General features: G+C 64.8%; 20 protein-coding genes. 7 read left to right on the top strand and 13 right to left on the bottom strand.

Features of this window, described 5'->3' with window-relative positions:
* Positions 1-114: 114 nt before the first annotated feature.
* Positions 115-375: a hypothetical protein gene (locus tag AC1DW2_RS09205; RefSeq protein ID WP_071917581.1), complete on the top strand. Its 261-nt coding sequence runs from the start codon at positions 115-117 to the stop codon at positions 373-375.
* A 145-nt stretch (positions 376-520) separates the two neighbouring features.
* On the opposite strand, the gene AC1DW2_RS09200 is transcribed toward AC1DW2_RS09205, so the two are convergent.
* The gene (locus AC1DW2_RS09200) at positions 521-697 is read right to left on the bottom strand and encodes a hypothetical protein (protein WP_477005807.1); all 177 of its coding nucleotides are present in this window, start codon (positions 695-697) and stop codon (positions 521-523) included.
* Positions 698-722: 25 nt separating this feature from the next.
* Here AC1DW2_RS09200 and AC1DW2_RS09195 point away from each other — a divergent pair, with 25 nt between their 5' ends.
* Entirely contained in the window at positions 723-3,827 is a 3,105-nt protein-coding gene (locus tag AC1DW2_RS09195; protein WP_477005806.1) for a DEAD/DEAH box helicase, read from the top strand.
* Between the two features lie 12 nt (positions 3,828-3,839).
* Here AC1DW2_RS09195 and AC1DW2_RS09190 read toward each other — a convergent pair whose 3' ends face one another.
* The 12 genes from AC1DW2_RS09190 to AC1DW2_RS09135 form a co-directional block, all read right to left on the bottom strand.
* Positions 3,840-4,814 (bottom strand): tripartite tricarboxylate transporter substrate-binding protein, encoded by a 975-nt coding sequence (locus tag AC1DW2_RS09190; RefSeq protein ID WP_038941751.1) that lies wholly within the window; start codon positions 4,812-4,814, stop codon positions 3,840-3,842.
* Positions 4,815-4,840: 26 nt separating this feature from the next.
* Positions 4,841-5,554 carry a GntR family transcriptional regulator gene (locus tag AC1DW2_RS09185; protein WP_085403183.1) on the bottom strand — a complete coding sequence of 238 codons (714 nt, stop codon included), beginning with the start codon at positions 5,552-5,554 and terminating at the stop codon, positions 4,841-4,843.
* 23 nt (positions 5,555-5,577) lie between these two features.
* Entirely contained in the window at positions 5,578-6,318 is a 741-nt protein-coding gene (locus tag AC1DW2_RS09180; RefSeq protein WP_477005805.1) for an SDR family oxidoreductase, read from the bottom strand.
* 19 nt (positions 6,319-6,337) lie between these two features.
* On the bottom strand, positions 6,338-7,108 hold the full coding sequence (locus AC1DW2_RS09175) for an SDR family oxidoreductase (protein WP_477005804.1): 771 nt from the start codon (positions 7,106-7,108) through the stop codon (positions 6,338-6,340).
* Positions 7,109-7,123: 15 nt separating this feature from the next.
* Positions 7,124-7,504 (bottom strand): carboxymuconolactone decarboxylase family protein, encoded by a 381-nt coding sequence (locus AC1DW2_RS09170; RefSeq protein ID WP_014496467.1) that lies wholly within the window; start codon positions 7,502-7,504, stop codon positions 7,124-7,126.
* A 41-nt stretch (positions 7,505-7,545) separates the two neighbouring features.
* Positions 7,546-8,784, bottom strand: a complete 1,239-nt coding sequence (locus tag AC1DW2_RS09165; protein ID WP_247308834.1) for an ABC transporter substrate-binding protein — start codon at positions 8,782-8,784, stop codon at positions 7,546-7,548.
* A 34-nt stretch (positions 8,785-8,818) separates the two neighbouring features.
* Positions 8,819-10,069 carry an ABC transporter substrate-binding protein gene (locus tag AC1DW2_RS09160; RefSeq protein WP_477005803.1) on the bottom strand — a complete coding sequence of 417 codons (1,251 nt, stop codon included), beginning with the start codon at positions 10,067-10,069 and terminating at the stop codon, positions 8,819-8,821.
* Positions 10,070-10,101: 32 nt separating this feature from the next.
* Positions 10,102-10,809 carry an ABC transporter ATP-binding protein gene (locus tag AC1DW2_RS09155; RefSeq protein WP_028147197.1) on the bottom strand — a complete coding sequence of 236 codons (708 nt, stop codon included), beginning with the start codon at positions 10,807-10,809 and terminating at the stop codon, positions 10,102-10,104.
* Positions 10,796-12,568, bottom strand: coding sequence for a branched-chain amino acid ABC transporter ATP-binding protein/permease (locus tag AC1DW2_RS09150; RefSeq protein WP_477005802.1), 1,773 nt, complete (start codon positions 12,566-12,568; stop codon positions 10,796-10,798). The genes AC1DW2_RS09155 and AC1DW2_RS09150 overlap by 14 nt, the downstream gene beginning before the upstream one ends.
* Before the next feature lie 2 nt (positions 12,569-12,570).
* On the bottom strand, positions 12,571-13,506 hold the full coding sequence (locus AC1DW2_RS09145; RefSeq protein ID WP_135216563.1) for a branched-chain amino acid ABC transporter permease: 936 nt from the start codon (positions 13,504-13,506) through the stop codon (positions 12,571-12,573).
* A 112-nt stretch (positions 13,507-13,618) separates the two neighbouring features.
* Positions 13,619-15,013: an MmgE/PrpD family protein gene (locus AC1DW2_RS09140; protein ID WP_477005801.1), complete on the bottom strand. Its 1,395-nt coding sequence runs from the start codon at positions 15,011-15,013 to the stop codon at positions 13,619-13,621.
* 30 nt (positions 15,014-15,043) lie between these two features.
* A complete protein-coding gene (locus AC1DW2_RS09135; RefSeq protein ID WP_477005800.1) occupies positions 15,044-15,937 on the bottom strand; it encodes an NAD(P)-dependent oxidoreductase in 894 nt (297 codons plus the stop codon).
* 226 nt (positions 15,938-16,163) lie between these two features.
* Here AC1DW2_RS09135 and AC1DW2_RS09130 point away from each other — a divergent pair, with 226 nt between their 5' ends.
* From AC1DW2_RS09130 to AC1DW2_RS09110, 5 genes are all read left to right on the top strand, one after another.
* A complete protein-coding gene (locus AC1DW2_RS09130) occupies positions 16,164-17,540 on the top strand; it encodes an MmgE/PrpD family protein (RefSeq protein WP_477005799.1) in 1,377 nt (458 codons plus the stop codon).
* A gap of 28 nt (positions 17,541-17,568) precedes the next feature.
* A complete protein-coding gene (locus AC1DW2_RS09125; protein ID WP_477005798.1) occupies positions 17,569-17,955 on the top strand; it encodes a carboxymuconolactone decarboxylase family protein in 387 nt (128 codons plus the stop codon).
* A 20-nt stretch (positions 17,956-17,975) separates the two neighbouring features.
* Entirely contained in the window at positions 17,976-18,809 is an 834-nt protein-coding gene (locus tag AC1DW2_RS09120) for an N-acyl homoserine lactonase family protein (protein ID WP_477005797.1), read from the top strand.
* 69 nt (positions 18,810-18,878) lie between these two features.
* The gene (locus AC1DW2_RS09115; RefSeq protein WP_071915391.1) at positions 18,879-19,607 is read left to right on the top strand and encodes a GntR family transcriptional regulator; all 729 of its coding nucleotides are present in this window, start codon (positions 18,879-18,881) and stop codon (positions 19,605-19,607) included.
* Positions 19,608-19,659: 52 nt separating this feature from the next.
* Positions 19,660-20,619: an ABC transporter substrate-binding protein gene (locus AC1DW2_RS09110; RefSeq protein ID WP_477005796.1), complete on the top strand. Its 960-nt coding sequence runs from the start codon at positions 19,660-19,662 to the stop codon at positions 20,617-20,619.

Below are 20,619 nucleotides of genomic sequence, written 5' to 3'. Positions count from 1 at the left end.
TCAAGGGCGGATGGTGGTCAGGCGGGACGACACGACTAATATAGTTCGCCCGGCGGGCTGCGCCAGCAGGCTTCCGCTCTTGCATTTGGGAGGTGCGCCCCCATGTTCCCGATTATGATGAAACTGTCCCTCATCGAAGACCAGGCCATCCAGGCGCGAATCGCGGGCATCGCGGGCGCCGAGACGTTCGATCGCATCTTCGCCGGCATCCGATTCGACGAGATCGACGGCAATCTGCTGTTCGCCATTGCCAGGGACGAAGACTGCGCGAGCGAGATCGAGGACGAGTTCTCGCATCACCTCGCGGTGGTTGCGACTCAAGTCCTCGGGCAGAGCGTCGACGTGGTCGTGGTGCTGCCGAAGGTCCTGCAATAGGCCTTATTTTGACGTGCAGGCCGGTCGTGTGGGCTTGCGTCTCTGCTTTTCAACGCAATCGCAAAATTGTAATGACGTCGTTGGGCGCTTAGGCCCGATGTGCGTTATCGACCGAGCTCAGGGGAGGGCTCGTCGGCGCACGCCTCTATTTGCGAAACAAAATTGGATACAAATTGGCGCCTACCAGGAAAGCCCGGGCTGCGACCGGCGCGAAAAAGACAAAGGCCAAGAGCTCCAAAAGCAAGAGCTCGAAAAGCCGGAGCTCAAAGAGCCAGGGCTCGAAGAGCCAGGGCTCGAAAGGCAAGAGTTCGTCGCGTTCCACGGTCTCGTCCTCATCGCCTCTCGGCATGCTGGCGCTGCATCTGCGCGAGCAATGGGAGAAGTCCGGCCGCGACGGCCTCGTCTTCCTCTGCGACAATGAGAACAGGGCGGAGCGGCTGGGCGGCGTGATCCACGCGCTCGACCCTTCGGTCGACGTGCTGGTGTTCCCGCGACTGAACAATCTGCCATTCGATGGTCTGGAGCCGTCGCGCGAGATCGCGGGCAGGCGGAGCTCGGTGTTGCGGCGCCTTGCCAAGGCAAGGAAGCCGGTCTTCCTCGTATCGACCGCAGAAGCCATCATGGAGCGGCTGCCACTGCCGGCGAGCTGGTCAAAGACCAGCCTCAGCCTGAAAGTGGGCGCAGCCTATTCGGAAGCCGAGCTGGAGCGCCGTCTGGAAGCTCTCGGCTACGACCTCGACGAAGAGGCGGAATATCCGGGCGGCGTCCTGTTCCACGGCAAGACGTTCGAGGTGTTTCCCGCGGGCGGACTTGGTCCTTTCAGGATCGAACATTCCGACGGTGTTATCCGCAAGATCGTTGCCGTCGATCCGGTCGAGCATGAGGTCGTCTACGAGACCAGGGAATTGCTGATCGATCCGATGTCCGAACAGATTGCGCTAGGAGGCAAGCGCGGACAGCGGGCGACGCTGCCGGATTATTGCGCTCGCGCGCGGTGGATCGTGGATGCCGGCGTGCTGGCCCATGCCGATATCTGGCTGGGCACGATCGAGGAGGCCGCTGGCCGCAGGGATGCGGAGCGCGAGTATCTCGGACGGGCGGACTGGAAGCGGCTGAAGAAGCGCATCAGCGTGCTTCCGCAAAAATCGGCCTTCACGCCGACGCCCGATTTCTCGAAGGCCTCTTCGCCAAGAAAGATCCTCCGCGCATTTATTGACGACATGCAACGCGCCGGGTCGCGGGTGCTGTTCGTCGCGGCCGTCGAGGATGACCTTCGCGCGATGGAGCGGATGAGCGGCATCAAGGCGGAGCGCTGCGCCGATTGGAGCGAGGCGACAGAGGGACGGAATCGCGAAACGGCGTTCCTGGCCGATTTCGATGCCGGCTTCGTCGGGGCCGGCCGCAAGCCTCTCGTCATCGTCACCGCGTCCGACGTGCTCGGCAGCAGAGCCCATCATCCGCAGCCCATGGCGAGAGCGTGGACGGCCGCATTCGACCATCCTGACGTTCCGGAACGCGGCGCGGCGGTGGTCCATTTGCAGCGCGGACTCGCTCTGCTCGACGGCTTGCAAACCCTCGCCATGGGGACGGGATCGCGGCGCGAGATGGTCAGGCTTGCGTTCGCGGGAGACAACGCCGTTCTCGTGCCGCCGGCCGATCTTGCCTTGATCTGGCCGTATGCAGCCGAGCCCGGCAAGCTGGCGCGGGACAAGGCGGACGGAAGCACATGGTGGGCGCGGCGGACCGAGGCCGAGGCGGAGATTCAGGTCGCCGCCAAGGCGCTCGCAAAGCACATCAGCCAGCGCCACCGCCGCCGCGCGCCGAAACTGGTCGCGCCCGGGCCGCTCTATGAAAGGTTCGTTGCGCGTTTTCCGTATTTCCCGACCGTCGATCAGGCGAAGGCCATTCAGGACGTGCTCGATGATCTCGCGGCAGGTCATCCCATGGACAGGGTGGTGTGCGGCGACGTCGGGTTTGGAAAGACCGAGGTCGCGTTGCGCGCGGCAGCCGCCGTGGCGCTGTCCGGGAAACAGGTGGCGATCGCGGTGCCGACCACGGTCCTGGCGCGGCAGCATGTCGAAACCTTCCGCAAGCGCTTCGGTCCTCTCGGTATCGACGTCGGAAGCCTGTCGCGAGCGACCTCCGGCCCGGAGACGCGAGGGATCAAGGAGGGCTTGCGAAGCGGCAGGCTGAAAGTCGTTGTCGGCACGCAGTCGCTCTCTGCAAAGGATGTGAAGTTCGCCGATCTTGGCCTCGTCATCATCGACGAAGAGCAGCACTTCGGAGCGGCGGAGAAGGCGAAGCTTTCTGGGCTGGCAAAGAATGCCCATACGCTCTGGATGAGCGCGACGCCCATCCCGCGCACGCTCGCTGCAGGTCTTGCGGGCTTCCGGGATCTCAGCGTGATCGCAACGCCGCCGGTTCACCGGCTCCCGATCGTGACCAAGATCGCTCCGCTGTCGGATGCGGCCATTGCCGGAGCATTGCTTCGCGAGCGGCGGCGGCATGGACAGAGTTTTCTGATCTGCCCGCGCATCCAGGATTTGGAGCCGATGCTGGCGCGCGTGCAGTCATTGGCGCCCGACCTCCGCATCGTCTGCCTTCATGGCAAGATGCCCGTCGACGACCTCGACGACCGCATGATGAGTTTCGTCGATGGCGAAGCGGACGTCCTCCTGGCGACCAACATCGTGGAAAGCGGTCTCGATATCCCGCGCGCGAATACCATCGTGGTGTGTTGGCCCGAAAAGTTCGGCCTCGCACAGCTCCATCAGCTCAGGGGGCGGGTGGGACGCGGCGGAACGCGCGCCTTCGCCTATCTGCTGACGGAGTCGACCTCGGAGCAGTCCGAGAAGCGTTTGGCCGTCCTCGAGGAGTTCAGCAAGCCCGGCGCCGGCTTCGCCATCAGCGAGCGCGACCTGGACCTCAGGGGCGCCGGCGATCTGTTTTCCGAACAGCAGTCCGGGCACGTGCAGGTGTTCGGGCCGGTGCTCTACAGTCATCTCCTGAAGCTCGCCTCGGAAAGAGTGAACGACTCGGGCGCCTTTCTGTGGGTGCCGGATCTCAATCTGCCTGTTGGCGACATGTTGCCTGAAGGTTATGTGCAATCGGAAGCAATGCGGCTCGAGATCTATGGTCGCGCCGCCAGATGCCGGAGCGACGACGATCTGGAAGACCTGGAGGAGGAGACCTCGCGCCGTTTCGGCAGGTTGCCGCCGGAGGCGCGCGATTTTTTTGCGGCCGCCAGGCTCCGGATCGATTGCAAGCGGCGTGGCATCGTCAGGCTCGATGTCGGGCCCGAGGCCGTCGCCGCGACTTTCCTCCCGGGGCGGCTGCGGAAATCCAGAGCACGATCGCTCCATCGCGACGGCGATCGCGTCGTCTGCGCCGCCCGCGGGCACGCGGACCCGTTCGGCCGGATAGAGGAATTCCTGGAGCTTCTGGACGAGTGAAGCAGGCGGGACCTACTGCGGCTCGATTCCGGCTGCCTTGATGATCCGCCCCCATTTGGCGATCTCCGCCTTCAGGAAGGCCTCGAGCGCAGCCGGCGTCGCGCGCTCGGCCTCAACCGGAGCCATGCTGAGCTCGGCGAAGCGGCTGATCAACGCAGGGTCCTTGAGTGCCGTCTGGAGTGCACCGACGAGCTGGTCGATCACGGGCTTCGGCGTGCCGCGCGGCGCGTAGAGGCCGTACCAGGTCGTCACATCGAATTCGGGAACGCCGGCCTCGGCCGAGGTCGGCACGCCAGGCAGTGTCGCGACGCGCGTCTTGCTCGTGATCGCGTAGCCCTTGATCGTGTTCGACTGGATGTAAGGCGTCGGCCCCGTCGCGGGATCGCAATAGACGTCGATATGGCCGGCGATGACGTCGTTCAGCGCGGGCCCGCCGCCCTTGTAGTAGATTTGCGAGAGTTTCGTGTCGGTGGTACTCATGAACATCAGGCCGCAGAGCTGCGAGGCTGAGCCGAGACCGACATTGCCGAAAGTCATCTTGTCGCCCTCGCTGCGGATGCGCGCGATCATCTCGCCGAGATCCTTGGCCGGGAAATTCGGCCGGGCCACCAGGATCATTGGTACGTCCGTGACGAGCCCGATCATGGCGAAGTCGCCGACGGGATCGAACGGCAGTTTTGCGTAGAGCGCGGGCGCAGTGGCCTGGCCGACATGCATCAGGAGCAGCGTGTAGCCATCAGGCGCGGCCTTGGCGACGCGGTTGGTGCCGAGTGTGCCGCCGGCACCGACGACATTCTCGATGACGATGGACTGCTTCAGCGTCGCGCTCATGGCGTTGCCGAGAATTCGCGCGATGACGTCGCCGGGGCCGCCGGCGGAGAACGGCACGATCATCGTGACCGGGCGGGTGGGGTAGTCGTCTGCGATTGCGGCGCCGCAGGGCAAGAGCAGGAGACACAGGATCAGCGATCGTACTAGAGACAACATCGAACACTCCCTGAATTCTTGTTTTTCTAGTCGTCGGAAGGCGCCGCCTCCTTGGCGGCGTTTCGTTCAATCATGTCGAGCGCGGCCACCGCAGCCGCATTGATGTGATCGACGCAGCAGCGCTCGGCGAGATCTGGATCGCCGTTCTGGATCGCGCGCCAGATCGCGGTGACCTCACGCAGGCTCTTGTTGATCCGTTTCGGCTGCGACATCGACGTGATCCGCAACAGTTGGATCCGGTCGTGCAGCGGCTTGAGCATGCGCTCGATGAAGGCGTTGCGGCAGCCGCCGATCAGCGCGGCGTAGAAGTCGGTCTTGGCTTCGAGGCTCCCGACGAGATCCTGCTTGGCTGCGGCCGCCTTCAGCCGTGCCAGGGCTTCCCCGATCCGTCGAGCCACTTCCGGATCGTGGAGTCTGGCGCATTCGCGGCCGGCGAAACCTTCGAGCACCGCGCGCGCCGCGTACAGCTGCCGGGCTTCTTCGAGGCTGATCGTGGAGACCACGGGGCCGCGGTGCGGGACGATGTTGACGAGACCGTCGGCTTCGAGGGCCCGCAGCGCTTCACGGATCGAGGGCCGGCTGACGCCCATCATCTCGCAGAGCTCGCGCTCGACCAGGCGCTGGCCCGGTTTGAGTGTTCCGGACATGATCGCTTCGCGCAGCTTTTGCGCGACCATCGCCCGGACGGTCGGGACGTCCTCGATGCGGAGTGTCGACTGCAATTCGCTACGTCTTTCCATGTCCGGACCCTGGTTGGGAAAAGTCAGTACCGGTTTACAGGCAGAATCATCATTTCGGCAATTTGAACATGCGCGGGCTGGTCCAGGGCGAAGACGATCGAACGGGCAATATCGGCAGGCTCGAGCGCCATCCTGAACTGGTCGAAATAGTCCTTTTCCTTCTGCCTGTCGCCGCGGTAGCGGGTCAGGATGATGTTGGTCCGGGTCAGGCCTGGCTGGAGTTCGGTGACCCGGATCGCGGTTTCCGCCAGCTCGCCCCGCAGCGTCTCGGTGAACATGTGCACGCCCGCCTTGCTGGTGCTGTAGGCGGCCATGTCAGGGACGATCCGGACCGCGTTGATGGAGCTGATGTTGACGACATGGCCGGCGTTGCGCCTGACCATGTCGGGCAGGATCGCGCGGGTGACGCGCATCAGGCCGATCAGATTGGTCTGGATGATGTTGGACCAGTCGTCGGCGGAGCCGGCATCGAACCGCGTCCGCCCGCCGATATCGTGCCCGGCGTTGTTGATGAGGACGTCGACCGGCTTAAACTGCGCGGGAATGGCGTCCGGCAGGCGATCCACGGCATGCCCATCGCTAATGTCGAGCTGGATCGGAAACACCGCGTCGCCCGCCGTGGACGCGAGTTCCTGAAGCGCCTTGGCGTCGCGATCGACCAGCACGACGCGGCGGCCGCTATCCAGCAAGGCCTTGGTGATGGCGCGTCCCATGCCGCCGGCGGCACCCGTCAGCACGACGCTCTGGCCCGATTGTTCAGTCATTGCAACACTCCCAATGCTTTCATGCAACCGACCAGCCGCCGTCGATCGGCAGGCTGGCGCCGGTGATATCGTTTGCTGCGGGCCCACAGAGAAAGACGACTAGGGCGGCGACCGCATTCATTTCGATGAAACGCTGCGTCGGCTGGCGCGCGCCGAGATATTCCTTGGTGACGTCGTCGACCGGACGGCCGCTGTTCGACGCGATCGTTGCGATCTTGTTCAGGATCGCGGGCGTCGGCAGCGTGCCCGGGCAGAGCGTGTTGCAGGTGATGCCGCTCCGCGCCGTCTCGATCGCCACCGCGCGGGTAATGCCCAAGATCGCAGTCTTGGTGGTGACGTAGTCGATGCGGTCCTCGACCGCGCGGCTCGAATAGATCGAGCCCATGTTGATGATCCGCCCCCAGCCACGCTGCTTCATCGCCGGCAGCGCCAGGCGGATCAAATGGAACGGCGCCGACAGGTTGACCGCCAGCGCCTGCTCCCATTTCTCGGGCGGAAACTGCTCGACCGCGGAGAAGTGCCGGACCACGGCGTTGTTGACGAGGATATCGATGGCGCCGCAGCGGTCGAGCAGATCGGCCATCATGGCCTCGATCGCCTCGCGCCGGGACAGATCGACGCCGGCCGCGATGACTTCGACACCGAAGCGGGTGCGGAGATCACCCGCGGCCTGTTTCGGCGCGACGAGATCATGAAGGACGATATTGGCGCCCGCGCCGGCAAGGCCTTCCGCGACAGCGAGGCCAAGGCCCGCGGTCGCACCGGTCACGAGTGCCCATTTGCCCTTCATCGTCGTCGCGCTCCGTTATTTCTTGTCGAGCTCGGCGAAGACTTCCTTCGCGTTCCGGAACGCATCCACGCCGGCCGGCACGCCGCAATAGATCGCGACCTGCATGAAGACCTCGCGGATCTCCTCCTTGGTGGCGCCGTTGGCGAGCGCACCGCGGACATGGGTTTTCAGCTCGTGTGGGCGGTTGAGCGCGCAGAGCATCGCCAGATTGAGGAAGCTGCGCGTCTTGCGCGTGAGGCCGTCGCGGCCCCAGACGTAACCCCAGCAATACTCCGTGGTGAGGTCCTGCATCGGACGGTTGAACTCGTCCGCGGATGCGATCGCCTTGTCGACGAACTCGTTGCCGAGCACGCTCTTGCGGATTTCGAGCCCGCGGTCGTAGGTCGCCTTGTCCATGTTGTTCTCCGTTTCTCTTTCGGGCGTTGTCAGTTCTCAGTTCAGTTTTTGGGCCAGAACGGCTGCGCCAGCGCGAGCTGGGGCGGGAACACCGTCACCGGCACGCCGGACTGCCACTGCACGATGGTCATGCCGGCGCCGACGCGGCGGCCCTTCTCGTCGAACTTGATCTCCCCCAGCGGATAGTATTTCGAGGGGCCGGCATCCATGGTGCGCAGCGCCTCGCCGACGGCAACGCGGTCGGCCTTGCCGGCCTTCTCGAGCGCGTCCTTGATCACCCACATGTCGCCATAGGTGGAGATCGCGTTCTGCGTCATCCACGGCTCCTTGTAGCGGGTCTTCAACTCGGCGATCAGCGCCTCGTGGCCCTTGGCGCCCCAGCTTGCGACGCAGGTCAGCACGCCCTGCAACAGTTCGGGGCTGACGGTTTGCAGCATGTCGGGCTCGGCGATCGCGATGCCGAACGAGATGGTCGGAATCTTGCCCTGGCCGAGGCCGAACTCGTTCATTTTCTCGAGCAGCAGTTTTGCGTCCGAGATCACCGTCGGCAGGAAGAACAGCAGATCGGGTTTCGCCGAGCGGATCTTCTGCACCAGCGACGTCGCATCAGCCAGCGGCGGCGTGAACGTCTCGTCGACGATCAGCTGCAACTGGTTCTCCGCCAGCAGGCCCTCGCGCATCGCCTTTGCGGAGGCGATCGAGGCCCCCGTGTTGTCGGTCAGGATCGCGACCGTCTTCGGCCGCTTGCCGGAGGCCGTCTCCGCCAGCTTGATGATCTGGGGCAACGCCTGCCGTGCCTGCGAACCTGCGGTAGCCGCGGTCTGGAACACGTATTTGAAGCCGCGGTCGGTGATCAGGTCGGAATAGGAGAGGGTGAGGACGGGCAGGCTGGCGCGCTCGGTGACTTCGGTCACCGCGAGCGTGAACGAGGACAGGTATGCGCCGCTGGCAGCAACCAGATCGGTCTCCTGCGCGACCATGCGCTGGGCGGCGTTCTTGGCCTTTTCCGTGGTGTCGCCGGAATCGAGCACGACCAGCTTCAGCTTGGCGCCGCCGAGGGCCTTGATTCCGCCTTGCGCGTTGATGTGGTCGACCGCCATCTCGGCGCCCTCACGCATCACCGTTCCCGGGCGAGCGTAAAGCCCAGAGATCGGCACCAGCAGGCCGACTTTCACTTCCGCCGGCTGCTGCGCCCATGCGGCGCGGGATGCGATCAGCGTGCCGGAGGCACCGGCAAGCAATGTTCGCCGCGAGATCGTGATTTTGCTCTTTGCAGTCATGACAATTCTCCTCCCTGAAAAATCTCGCGACGCTTTATGATTTCTTTGGCCAGAACGGCTGCGCCTGCGCGAGTTCGGGCGGATAGACGGTGACAGGCACGCCCGATTGCCATTGCACGATGACGACGCCGGCGCCGACGCGGCGGCCCTTCTCGTCGAATTTGAGCTGGCCGCCCGGATAGTATTTCGACGGGCCGGCATCCAAGGTGCGGAAGGCCTGTGCGACCGAATTGCGGTCGGCCTTGCCGGCCTTCTCCAGCGCTTCCTTCATCAGCCACATGTCGCCATAGGTCGAGATGACGTTCTGCGTCATCCAGGGCTCCTTGTATTTGGCCTTGAGCTCGGCGATCAGGGCCTCGTGACCCTTCGAGCCCCAGTTGGCGACGATGGTCATGATGCCCTGCACGGTCTCCGGGCTCACGCTCTGAAGCATGTCCGGCTCGGCGATGGTGATGCTGAAGGACACCGTCGGGATCTTGCCCTGGCCGAGGCCGAACTCGCTGATCTTCTCCAGCCCGAGCTTGGCGTCCGACACCGCATTCGGCATGAACAGTAGCAGGTCTGGCTTGGTCGAGCGGACCTTCTGGATCAGGGGCGTGGCATCCGACAGCGGCGGGGTCCAGACTTCCTCGACGACGAGCTGGAGGCCTTCCTGTGCGAGCAGTTTCTCCTTCAGCGCCTTGGCGGTGGCGACTGATGTCGCGGTGTTGTCCATCAACATCGCCACGGTCTTCGGCTTCTTGCCCGATGCATTCTCGGCGAGTTTCATCAGCGTCGGCAGGCCGAGCTCGGACTGGCGACTCGCAGTCGCGGCGGTCTGGAAGATGTACTTGAAGCCGCGGTCGGTCAGCAGGTCCGAATAGGACAGTGTCAGCACCGGTAGTTCGGCGCGCTCGGTCACCTCGGTGACGGCGAGGGTGAAGGAGGAGAGATATGAGCCGGTGGCGGCGACGAGATCGGGTTCCTGCGCGACCATGCGCTGAGCCGCGTTCTTGGCCTTCTCGGTGGTGTCGCCGCAGTCGATCATTACCAGCTTCAGCTTGGCGCCGCCGAGTGCCTTGATGCCGCCCTGCGCGTTGATGTGCTCGATGCCCATCTCGGCGCCCATTTTCATCACCTGGCCGGGGCGGGTGTAGATGCCCGACAGCGGCACGATCAGTCCGACCTTGACCTCGGCCGGCGCCTGCGCACGTGCCACGCCGGCGAGGCCGACGGCTGCGGCGCCCGACAGCACGGTCCGGCGCGTCAGTCCTTTTGATATCCTGCCCTTCGATGTCTTGTTCATTTGTTGTCTCCCTGCTCTTTGTTTTTTGTTCGTCACATGCCGAGATAGGCTTTGCGCACGCGATCATCGGCGCGCAGCGTGTCGTTGTTGCCTTCGAGCACGACGTGTCCGGCTTCGAGGACGTAGCCGTGGTCGGCGGACTCCAGTGCTTCCGCCACGCGCTGCTCGACCAGCAGCATGGTCAGCCCGGACTGACGCCGGATATCGATCAGCCGCTCGAAGATGAAGTCCGCGGTCGACGGCGCGAGCCCCATCGAGGGCTCGTCCAGCATCAGCAGCTTCGGCGAGGAGGCGAGGCCGCGGCCGATCGCGAGCATCTGCTGCTGGCCGCCGGACATCGTGCCGGCGAATTGGTTGCGGCGTTCCTTCAGCACCGGCAGCCATTCGAAGATGCGCTCGATGTTGGTTTGCCAGTCGCGCCGGCCGCTTTCGGTCATCGCGCCCATTTCGAGGTTCTCCATCACCGTCAGCGATGGGAACACCTGGCGGCCCTCGGGGACATGGGCGATGCCGAGATGGGCGCGCTGCGGCGGCGGCACGGCAAGAAGGTCGACGCCGTCAAACGTAATTCCTCCGCCGCTCGGCTTCACGATGCCGGAGATCGTCTTGAATAGCGTCGTCTTGCCGGCACCGTTAGGCCCGACGATCGCAACGAACTGGCCCGCGCCGACATTGATCGACACGTCGTTCAAGACGGGCTTGGCCGAATAGCCCGCGCTCAATCCCTCAATTCGCAGCATGGCCCACCCACTTCTTGCCGAGATAGGCCTCGATCACGCGGTTGTCGCGCGTCACCACTTCCGGCAGGCCCTCGGTGATGACGGCGCCGTGGTCGAGCACGAGGAATCTGTCGACCAGGCGGACCATCGCCTGCATGGTGTGCTCGATGATGGCGATGGTCATGCCGTCGCGTGCGAGCTGCTGGATCACGGCGACGACCTCGTCCGCCTCGCTGTGGCCAAGGCCCGCGAGCGTCTCGTCGAGCAGCAGGATGCGGGGCTGGCCGGCGATCGCGCGGGCGAGCTCCATCAGCCGCAGCTCCTTGGTCGAGAGTTCGCCGGCGACACGGTTAGCCACGGCGGAGAGCCCGACGCGGGCGACCGCGTCGGCGGCAAGCTTGCGTGCCTCCGCATCGGAGCGGGCGCGCACATAGGCCCCCACCACGACATTGTCGAGGATCGACATGCGCAGGAACGGCCGCATCACCTGGAAGGTGCGGCCGATGCCGGCCTCGCAGATCACGTGCGGCCGTTGGCCGGACATGTTGCGGTCGTCGATCAGCACCTCGCCGTCACTCGGCTTCAGAAAACCGTTGAGGAGGTTGAACAGCGTGGTCTTGCCGGCGCCGTTCGGGCCGATGATGCCGAGGATCTCGTTCTTGTGCAGCTTGAAACTGACGTCCTGAACGGCTTTGAGTCCGCCGAAGGAGCGCGAGAGATTGCGAACCTCGAGCATCACCTCGCCGGTGGCCGCACGCTGCCGCGCGGCAGGCTTCAGCGCCGTGACGTCGGCGACGGCCGTTTCCGGAGTGTCGCTCGCCGTGGCCTTGGATGCATTTCGCTTGCGCAGGAGATCGCGCAGTTTCCAGAACAGGCCTTCCGGCGCGAGCAGGATGACGCAGACGATAGCAAGGCCGAAGATGACGCCCTGAATGCCGGGGATGCGTGCACCGGCCTCTGCGTGCAGGATCTCGGCGAGTGGGATCAGGATCACGGAGCCAATGACCGGCCCCCAGACCGTGCCGACGCCGCCGAACATCGCGACCGTGAGCGCCTGCGCCGACACCAGCATGCCGAACACCGATTGCGGGGTTACGACCAGCAGTACCTGCACATAGAACCCGCCGATGGCTGCGGCGATCGCGCCGCTCAGCGTGATCGCGCGTAGCTTCCAGGCCAGCGTGTTGATTCCGGCCGCTTCTGCCGCAGCCTCGTTCTGCTTGATCGCGAGCAGCGCCATGCCGAAACGGGATCGCTCGATCACCTGCGTCAGCACGATGGTGGCAAGCATGATGGCCAGCCCCAGCAGCGTGTAGATGTGGGGATCGGAGAACTGCATATAGGCGATCGGCGCGTCACGTTTGATCGGAAGCGTGACCTCCTGGAAGCCGAGCCACTCGAACACGTAGAGAATGGCGAGCGGGTAGGCGAGCATCGCGAGCGCGAAGTAGTGGCCCTGGAGGCGGAAGGTCGGAAATCCGATCAATAGCCCGGCAATGCCGCCGAGCATGGCGGCCACCGGGATCAGCAGCCAGGGGGAGATATCGAAATAAATCTGCCCGAGCGCGGTCGCATAGGCGCCGATTCCGAAGAAGGCGGCGTGGCCGAACGAGATCAGCCCGGTGTAGCCGCTGAGCAGATTCCAGGACAGGCCGAACACCGCCCACACCGGCACCAGCGTCAGGATGAGCTGGTAGTACGAGTTGGTGACGCCGAGTGATATCCCGGCGTAAGCGAGCGTGAAGAGCAGGGGAGGCAGCAGTGAACGCATCCGGAGCATGGTCACGTCCTCTCGACCATGCGTCCGAAGAAACCTTGCGGACGGAAGAAGATGATGAGGAGGAAGACGGCGAAGATCGCGGCGTTCTGCAATTGCGTCGGCAGGATCAGCGTGGACATCTGCTGCACGAGCCCGATCGTCATGCCACCCCAGAAGGCGCCGATGATGCTGCCCATGCCGCCGAGCACGACGCCGGCATACATGACGATCACGTATTCGAGGCCGACGAAGGGGTGGAACGGATAGTTGGTCGCGAGCAGGCCGCCGGCAATCGCGGTGATGCCGCAGCCGAGCGCGAAGGCCGTGCGGTGCGCGCGGTCGACGTCGATGCCCATATAGGTCGCGGCGGTCGGATTGTCGGCGGCGGCGCGCAGCGACTTGCCGATCCGGGTCCGCGTGATCAGCAGCGAGAGCAGAATCATGATCGCGAGCGAAACGATCGCGTCGATGCTGCGCGCCTTGTTGAGGAAGATGCTGATGTCGAAGAAGGGAACGAGCTCCCAGGCCGAGCTCGACAGCGGCGTACGGATCGAGGCCAGCACCGATCCGAACACGATCAGGCCGCCATTCTGCAGGATCAGCGCGATGCCGAGCGTCAGGATGAGCTGGGCGTAATGGCCTTCGCCTTCCAGCGAGGCGGTGCGTGTACCCGAGACGCGCGAGATCAGGGCCAGATGGACGAAATAGCCGAACACGGCGAGCACGGGGCCGGCCAGCAGGATGGCCACGAACGGCCCCACCGTGTTGCCGAACAGCGCCTGGATGCCGGCGGCGGTGAAGAGATAGAAGGCGGCATACATGCCGAGCATCATGAAATCGCCATGGGCGAAGTTGATGACGCGCATGACGCCGAAGATCAGGCCGAGCCCGACACACATCAGGCCGTAGACGGCGCCGATCAACAGGCCCGCAGCGAGCGCTTGAAAGAAGCCTTCCATCAGCCCCGCCTCCGCGCGGCGCGAGCGCCGGCTTGCTGGCGATTGTGCGCCGTCGGCACTGCTAGGCTGGTCTCCCGGTCGACCATGTTTCCCCCGTATTGTTTGGCATTTCTTATGATGCCGATCGTAAAACTCGTTCCGGCGCATCCAGACGACACTGCGCTGCGATGTCGCCGGCATTGCCGAGCTGCTCGCAGCCGTCGATGAGTTGCTCGAGCCGGTGCGCGCGATCGTCGCCGAGGGCGCGAATGGCGGCGGCGCGGAAGCGCGCACGAATATCTGAAGGCGTTGCGGCGATGACGTCGGGCAAAGCGTGCCGGATCGTCCGGCCGCTGCGCAGATGCACGGTCACCTCCGCGCCCTGCTTGCCGGGGAAGGCGGCGGTGAAGCCTGGATCTGCCCCGAGATCGGTAACCGCGACCAGGCGGATGATGTCGGCATCATCGAGCTCGGAATAGTTCTCTTCCTCGATCTCGCCCCGCGCCAGCGTGGCAGCGACGCTGAAGGGAATGCTCATCTTGGCCTGAAGCGCGTTGCGATAGGGCCCCATGGAGTCGCAGCCGGGATAGCGAACGGCGGCATCGGGTGCGCGAATGATGACGCGGTCGACCTCCTCAGTGCTGGCGAGCTCGTGCGAGACGCGAAGCGCCGCTTGGGCCGCGGTCTGCGCGAAATTGCAGGCCGGGACCGGCTTGTTGTAGACAGCCATGATCTCGCTCTCGCCATCGGGGAAGAGCGTGATGCTGTCGGGCGCGGCCCGGCGGCGATAGGCGGCGAACAGGCCGGCCTCACCTTCGAGGATCGTTTCCGAGCCGAAGGCGCCGGCCGCGGCAAGACCGACCGCCTTGATCGCGTTGCTGGCTGCAAAACCCGGATGAAAATACATGTCCGAGCCGCCGGCATGCGGCCACTCGTTCAGCCCGCTGGATGTATTGGCCGCGATCGCGATGGCGCTGGTTGCCTGGTCCTCGGACAGGCCGAGCGCAAAGCTTCCCGCCAGCGCCGCGCCCGGCGGCGCCACGAGGCCAGTCGGGCGATAGAGCCGCGCGAGGTCGGAGGTCAGGAGCGCGCGCCCGATTCGCGCGCCGGTCTCATAGCCGATGATGGCCGCGGCGAGCAGTCTGGCTCCATGCAGCGGCGTCTGCTCCGACAGTGCGAGCAGCGTCGGCCAGATCACGACGCCGTGGTGCGCGATGCTGGCCGCATGCATGTCCTCGCGGACGAGGCCGTGCCCCATCACAGCATTGGCAAAGGCGGCGTCAGCCGCTGATGAGGTTTGCGCGGTGCCGATGATCGTTGCGTTGCCGCCGGCCTGCGCGATCGCAACCGCCTGACGGCTCCAGGGATGATGGCCGGCCTCGAAGGCGCAGGACAAGAAGTCCAGCAGGCAGAGCTTTGCCTTGACGACGACCTCCGGCCCGAAATCTCCAAGATCAAGCGCAAGCACGCTCCGCGCCATCTGGCGCGCGAGCGAGACCTTGCCTGATCCGGTTGGGCCGATCGTCATCGCAATCGCTCTCCCTGAAGGCTTGCGTGATCAGCCGCGCATCTCGACCCCGGCCCATTCCTCGAGCACCTTGGCGATCGAGGTGAAGTCGGACGATGCGCCAAACTTGGCATTGGTGATCGCGAGCATCTGCCGCACTACCGCGCCGCAGACCATCGGCACGCCCATGGCCTCGGCCTCGTCGACGCAGAGCCGGACGTCCTTGTAGGAGAGGCCGGTGGCGAAGCCGAAATCGAACGTGCCGGGCAGCACCGCGCGGGGAAACTTGTCTTCGGACGCGCTGTTGCGGCCGCTGCTGGCGTTGATGATGTCGATCAGCACCTTGGCGTTGACGCCGCCCTTGACACCCATCGCGACGGCTTCCGACGTGATGACCAGCGCCGCGGCCGCCATCAGATTGTTGGCGAGCTTGGCCGTCTGCGCCACGCCGGGCTTGTCGCCGGTGTAGAACAGCTTGCCGAAATTCTTCAGGATCGGCTGCACGGTCTCGTAGGTCGCCTGCGGGCAGGACACCATCACAGCCAGCGTACCGTTGACGGCGCCCTTGACGCCGCCGCTCACGGGCGCATCGACCAGCGTCATGCCTTTGGCCTTCAGGCCTTCCGCAACGATCTTTGCCGCGCCGGGACCCGAGGTCGACAGGTCGATCACGATCTTGGCACGGTTGCCGCTGCTGATGCCGTCCTGTCCGAGCGTGACCGCCTTGACGATGTCGGGCGTCGGCAGGCTGGCGAGCACGATATCGGCGCGGGAGGCGACATCGGCCGGCGATTTGCCAAGCTGGGCGCCGCGCTTGACCAGCGGCTGGGTCGCTTCAGTCTGCGTGTCATAGATCACGAGCGAATAGCCCGCGTCGATCAATCGCCCCGCCATGGGGCCGCCCATGCGGCCCGTGCCGATTACGCCGAGAATCTCTCCCGCCATCGTCTACTCCCTGTCGCGCGACCCGTGACGGGCGCGCCTTCTTGATCTCGTTGGTCAAACGCTTTCGCCGGCCGGCCTTCTCGGCCGCCGTCGTCGTGGCAGCGGGATCCCGCGCCAACGGGCCGGATTGTTATGATTGTCAGACAAGCTGTCAAGCATAACATTTGGGGTCGACAGTTTGCCGCGGATCGTCATATGGTCCGGGAAAACGAGGAAGACGCCCCGCGTGCCGCAAGCTTCAATTCCGAGTGTGAGCAAGACGCTCGCCGATTTCGTCGCGTCCTCGTCGTGGGCGGACGTGGAGGCGCAGAGCCCTGAGGCGAAGCGATCGATCCTCAATTTCTTTGCGACCGCGCTCGGCTCCGCACGCGATCCGGTGGTCACGGCCGCGATGCGCACGCTGTCGCCGTTCAGCGGCGCCGCGACATCGACAATCATCGGCCATTCGCAGTCCATGGACGCGCTGTGCGCGTCGTTTCTCAATGCCATCTCGGCGAATCTGCTCGACTTCGACGACACGCACCCTGAAACGATCATCCATCCGGCCGCGCCGGTTGCCGCGCCGATATTGGCGCTGGCAGAGACGCGCAAGCTGACGGGGCGCGCGGTGCTGACCGCGTTCATCCTTGGCGTGGATGTGGAGTGCCGCATCGGCAACGCAGTCTCGCCGCGCCATTACGCCCGTGGCTGGCACATCACTTCGACCTGCGGGATTTTCGGCGCTGCGGCGGCGTGCGCGAAGCTGTTGGGGCTGCCAGCGGAAGGGATTGCGAACGCGATCGGACTTGCGGCGAGCCAGTCGGCCGGCAATGTCGAGAATCTGCCAAGCGCCGCCAAGAATGTCAGCGTCGGCAATGCCGCACGTAACGGGTTGTTCGCCGCGCTGCTCGCGCAACAGGGCTATGAGGCTGCGCCCCGCGCCATCGAAGGTCCGCTCGGCTGGGCGCGTACCATGGGGGATGAGCCGGATCTCGCCCGCATGCTCGATGGCCTCGGCAAGACCTGGGAGATCGCGAAGAACACCTACAAGCCCTATCCCGCCGGCATCGTGTTCCATTCGGTCATCGACGCCTGCCTGCTGTTGCGCGAACGGATTGGCCGACGCGTTGACCAGGTCGAGTCGGTGACAGTGCAGGGCTCGGCACTGCTGCTCGCGCGCGGTGATCGCCCCGTGAACAACGAGCGCGATGCGCGCGTCAGCATCCATCATTGCGCGGCTTGCGGACTGTTGCTCGGCGCGGCCGGTGTGGCCGAGTTCGCGCAGGAGACCGTGGTCCGGCCCGATATCGCGTGGCTGCGACAGAAGGTGAGGGCGGAGCTTGATGCGCAGATGCTCGATGGCGCTGCGCGCGTCACCTTGCGCCTGTCGTCTGGTGAAAGTCTCACAGAGACCGTGACGTCGCCGCGCGGCAGCCACGCTGCGCCGCTTTCAGACCGCGAGATCGAAGAGAAGCTGCGCGAAGGCGTGAGGACCGGTCGAAGCGATTGGGATGCAGACCGCGTCATCGATGCGGTCTGGCGGCTCGATGCGGCGGACGACGTCGCCGCGCTGCTGCAATCACTGCGGCCGCCATCGGCGTCGCGCCAAACAATTTCCAACTAGAATCTCTCAAGACCGGAAAGGGACGATCATGAGCAAGACCGAACTGTTCGAAAAGGGCCTCAAAGTTCGTAAAGAGGTGCTGGGCGAGGACTACGTCAACAAGTCGATCGCCGGTGCCGACGAGTTCACGCGCACCATGGCCGAGTGGTCGACCGAGTTCTGCTGGGGCGCGCTGTGGACGCGGCCCGGCGTCGACCGCCGCACGCGCTCGATCGTCAATCTGGCGATGCTGGGCGCGCTGAACCGCCCGCACGAGCTGAAACTGCACGTCAAGGGCGCCCTGAAGAACGGGCTGACCAAGGATGAGATCAAGGAGATCCTGCTCCAGGTCGCGGTCTATTGCGGCGTGCCCGCCGGCATCGACGCCTTCCGCAACGCGCGCGAGGCCTTCAACGAGGTCGATGCGGGGTCCTGAGCCGCTTGATTGGAAGCCCCATGGCCGACCCGGAATACGAGCTCTTCGCCATCCGCTATGCAACGCGGGATGCCCAGCGGAGCGAGCACTTCATCGGCGGCGACCCGCATGACGGGCCGATGCCGATGGACTATTTCATGTGGCTGGCGAGGGGAGGCGGCCGCACCTTCGTCGTCGACACCGGGTTCAACTCCGAAATCGCAAGGCAGCGCAGGCGAACATTCCTGCGCTGCCCGGTGGAGACGCTTGCCGCGTTCGATATCGACGTGGCCGACGTCAAGGATGTGATCCTCACGCATCTGCACTACGATCACGCCGGCAATTTCGACCGGTTTCCGAATGCGCGGTTTCATCTTCAGGAGCGCGAGCTCGTATACGCCACCGGGCGCTATATGCAGTATCCGAGGCTGTCGCATTCCTTCGAGGTCGAGGACGTCTGCGCGATCGTGCGGCTGAACTATGCGCGCCGGGTGCTGTTCCACGACGGCGACGCCGAGATCGCGCCCGGACTGACGGTCCACGCGGCCGGCGGGCATTCAGCCGGTCTTCAGTTCGTCCGCGTCAACACGCGCCGCGGCCCGGTCGTGCTCGCCTCCGACGTCAGTCATTTCTACGAGAACATGACGAGCGAACGTCCGTTCACGACAGCATTTCATGTCGGTGACATGCTGGTGGGCTTTGACAAGCTGCGAGCCGCAGCGCCGGACGCGGACCACATCGTTCCCGGMCATGATCCGCTCGTCATGAAGCTCTACCCGGCGCCAAGCCCGGATCTGAATGGCGTAGCTGTTCGTCTCGACGTGGCGCCGTCTCGGGCCGCGCATTCCCAGGACGTTGGGCAAGGCGTAGCGTAACCTAGGCTAGAAAAAATCGATTTTCGATTTTCTGTTGACCGGCGGCCGCCGCCTTGCAATCATCCGACCATGGGTCCGCTTCAGTTCCAGTTGTCCGGAAGCCCCGGGGATGGTCCGCGCAGCCTGACGTCGGCGCTGCACGAACGTCTGCGCGCCGACATCCTGGCGACGCGGCTGCCTCCGGGCCAGAAGCTGCATATCGCGGGGCTCGCCAAACAGTTTTCCGTGAGCCTCGCCGCCGTGCGCGAGGCGCTGTCGCGACTTGTCGCGGACGGGCTCGTGCAGGCGTCGGACCAGCGTGGCTTTCGCGTGAGCCCGGTGTCGCTCGCCGATCTTGCCGACGTGACGCAGACCCGGATCGATATCGAGGGGCTTGCGCTCCGTCGCTCGATCGAGCGGGGCGATGAGGCCTGGCTCGCATCGGTGAAATCCGCCTGGGCGGATTTGAAGGCCGTTCCCCATCGCTATCCCGACGATCCGACCGTGCACTACGAGGAGTGGGTGATCCGTCACCGCATCTTCCATCGTGCGCTGGTCAACGCGTGCGGCTCGCCATGGCTGCTCGGCTTCCGCGACGTGCTGCACGAGCAGAGCGAGCGATATCGCCGCCTCTCGATCCGGCGAGAGGCCGGTGGCAAGCCACGCAACGTCGAAGCCGAACACAAGGCGATCGTCGCCGCCGTGATCAGGCGCGATGCGGATGCGGCAGTTCGCGCCTTGTCAAAGCACTTCGGCACCACCAAAGAATTCGTCGAGCTCGCCGCCTCTCGCATTGCGGAGGTGAGCCGTACGACCTGACGATCCGGAAAATTCCGGCACACAAAAAACAGAGACCGGGAGGAAACCAATAATGAAGATCAATCACGCGTTGATGTCGCTGATCGCCGCCGCAATTCTGGCGGGGCCTGCGAGCGCCGCCGACACCATCCGCGTCGGCCTGCCCACGAAAACCTATTGGCCGACGACGATTGCCGAGACGGCGGTGCGGCAGAAACTGTTCGAGAAGGAAGGCATCCAGGCGGAGTTGACGATCTACCGCAGCGGCGCGGAGACGTTCGAAGGCATGGCTGCGGGCGCGGCCGACATCATTCTCGATCCGCCGTCGCTGGTCTCCGCCGGACGCAAGAAGGGCGTCATGTCACGGATCGTCGCCAATGCCGCGATGGGCAATTTCGGCTGGCAATTGATGGTCCCGACCAAGTCGACGCTCGACGTCAAGGACCTCAACGGCAAGAAGGTGGCGATCACCGCGGCCGGCTCCGGCTCCGACCTGCTCGCGCTGTGGACCATCCAGGACAAGAAGATCGATTTTACGCGTGTTCCCGTCGGCGGCGGTGGCCTGGTGCCGAACCTGCTGGCCGGAAATGTCGAGGCGGCCGTGGTCTATTCGCCTCTGAGTTTCCAGATCTCGAAGTCCGGCGAGGCCAAGCCCATCCTCGATTACGCGACCGCGGTCCCGCCGAACCTCACTGCGGGCTGGATCGTGCTCGACAAGTTCGCCGAGGCCAAGCCCCAGATGGTGCAGAAGGCGGTGAACGCCCTCTACGGCGCGGTCGCGTTCATGCGCGCCAACCGCGACGTCACGATCAAGCTGATCGCCGAGCTCTATGAAATGCCGCCGGAGATCGCGGGCCTTGAGTACGACAACACCATCATGAAGCTCGAGACCAGCGGCGACATGGGCGCGGCCAACGTCAATGCGGCCGTGCAGCTGTCGCTCGATCTCGCCAAGCTTGGCGGGCTCAAGGACATCGTGCCGGTCGAGGACGTGATCTCGGCCAAGTTCAAGCCCGTCCCGACCAAGCCGTAA

This window comes from Bradyrhizobium sp. P3_C3 (assembly GCF_056402655.1).
Note: the sequence above shows the minus strand (reverse complement) of the source record. Positions and strands in the feature narration are given on the sequence as shown.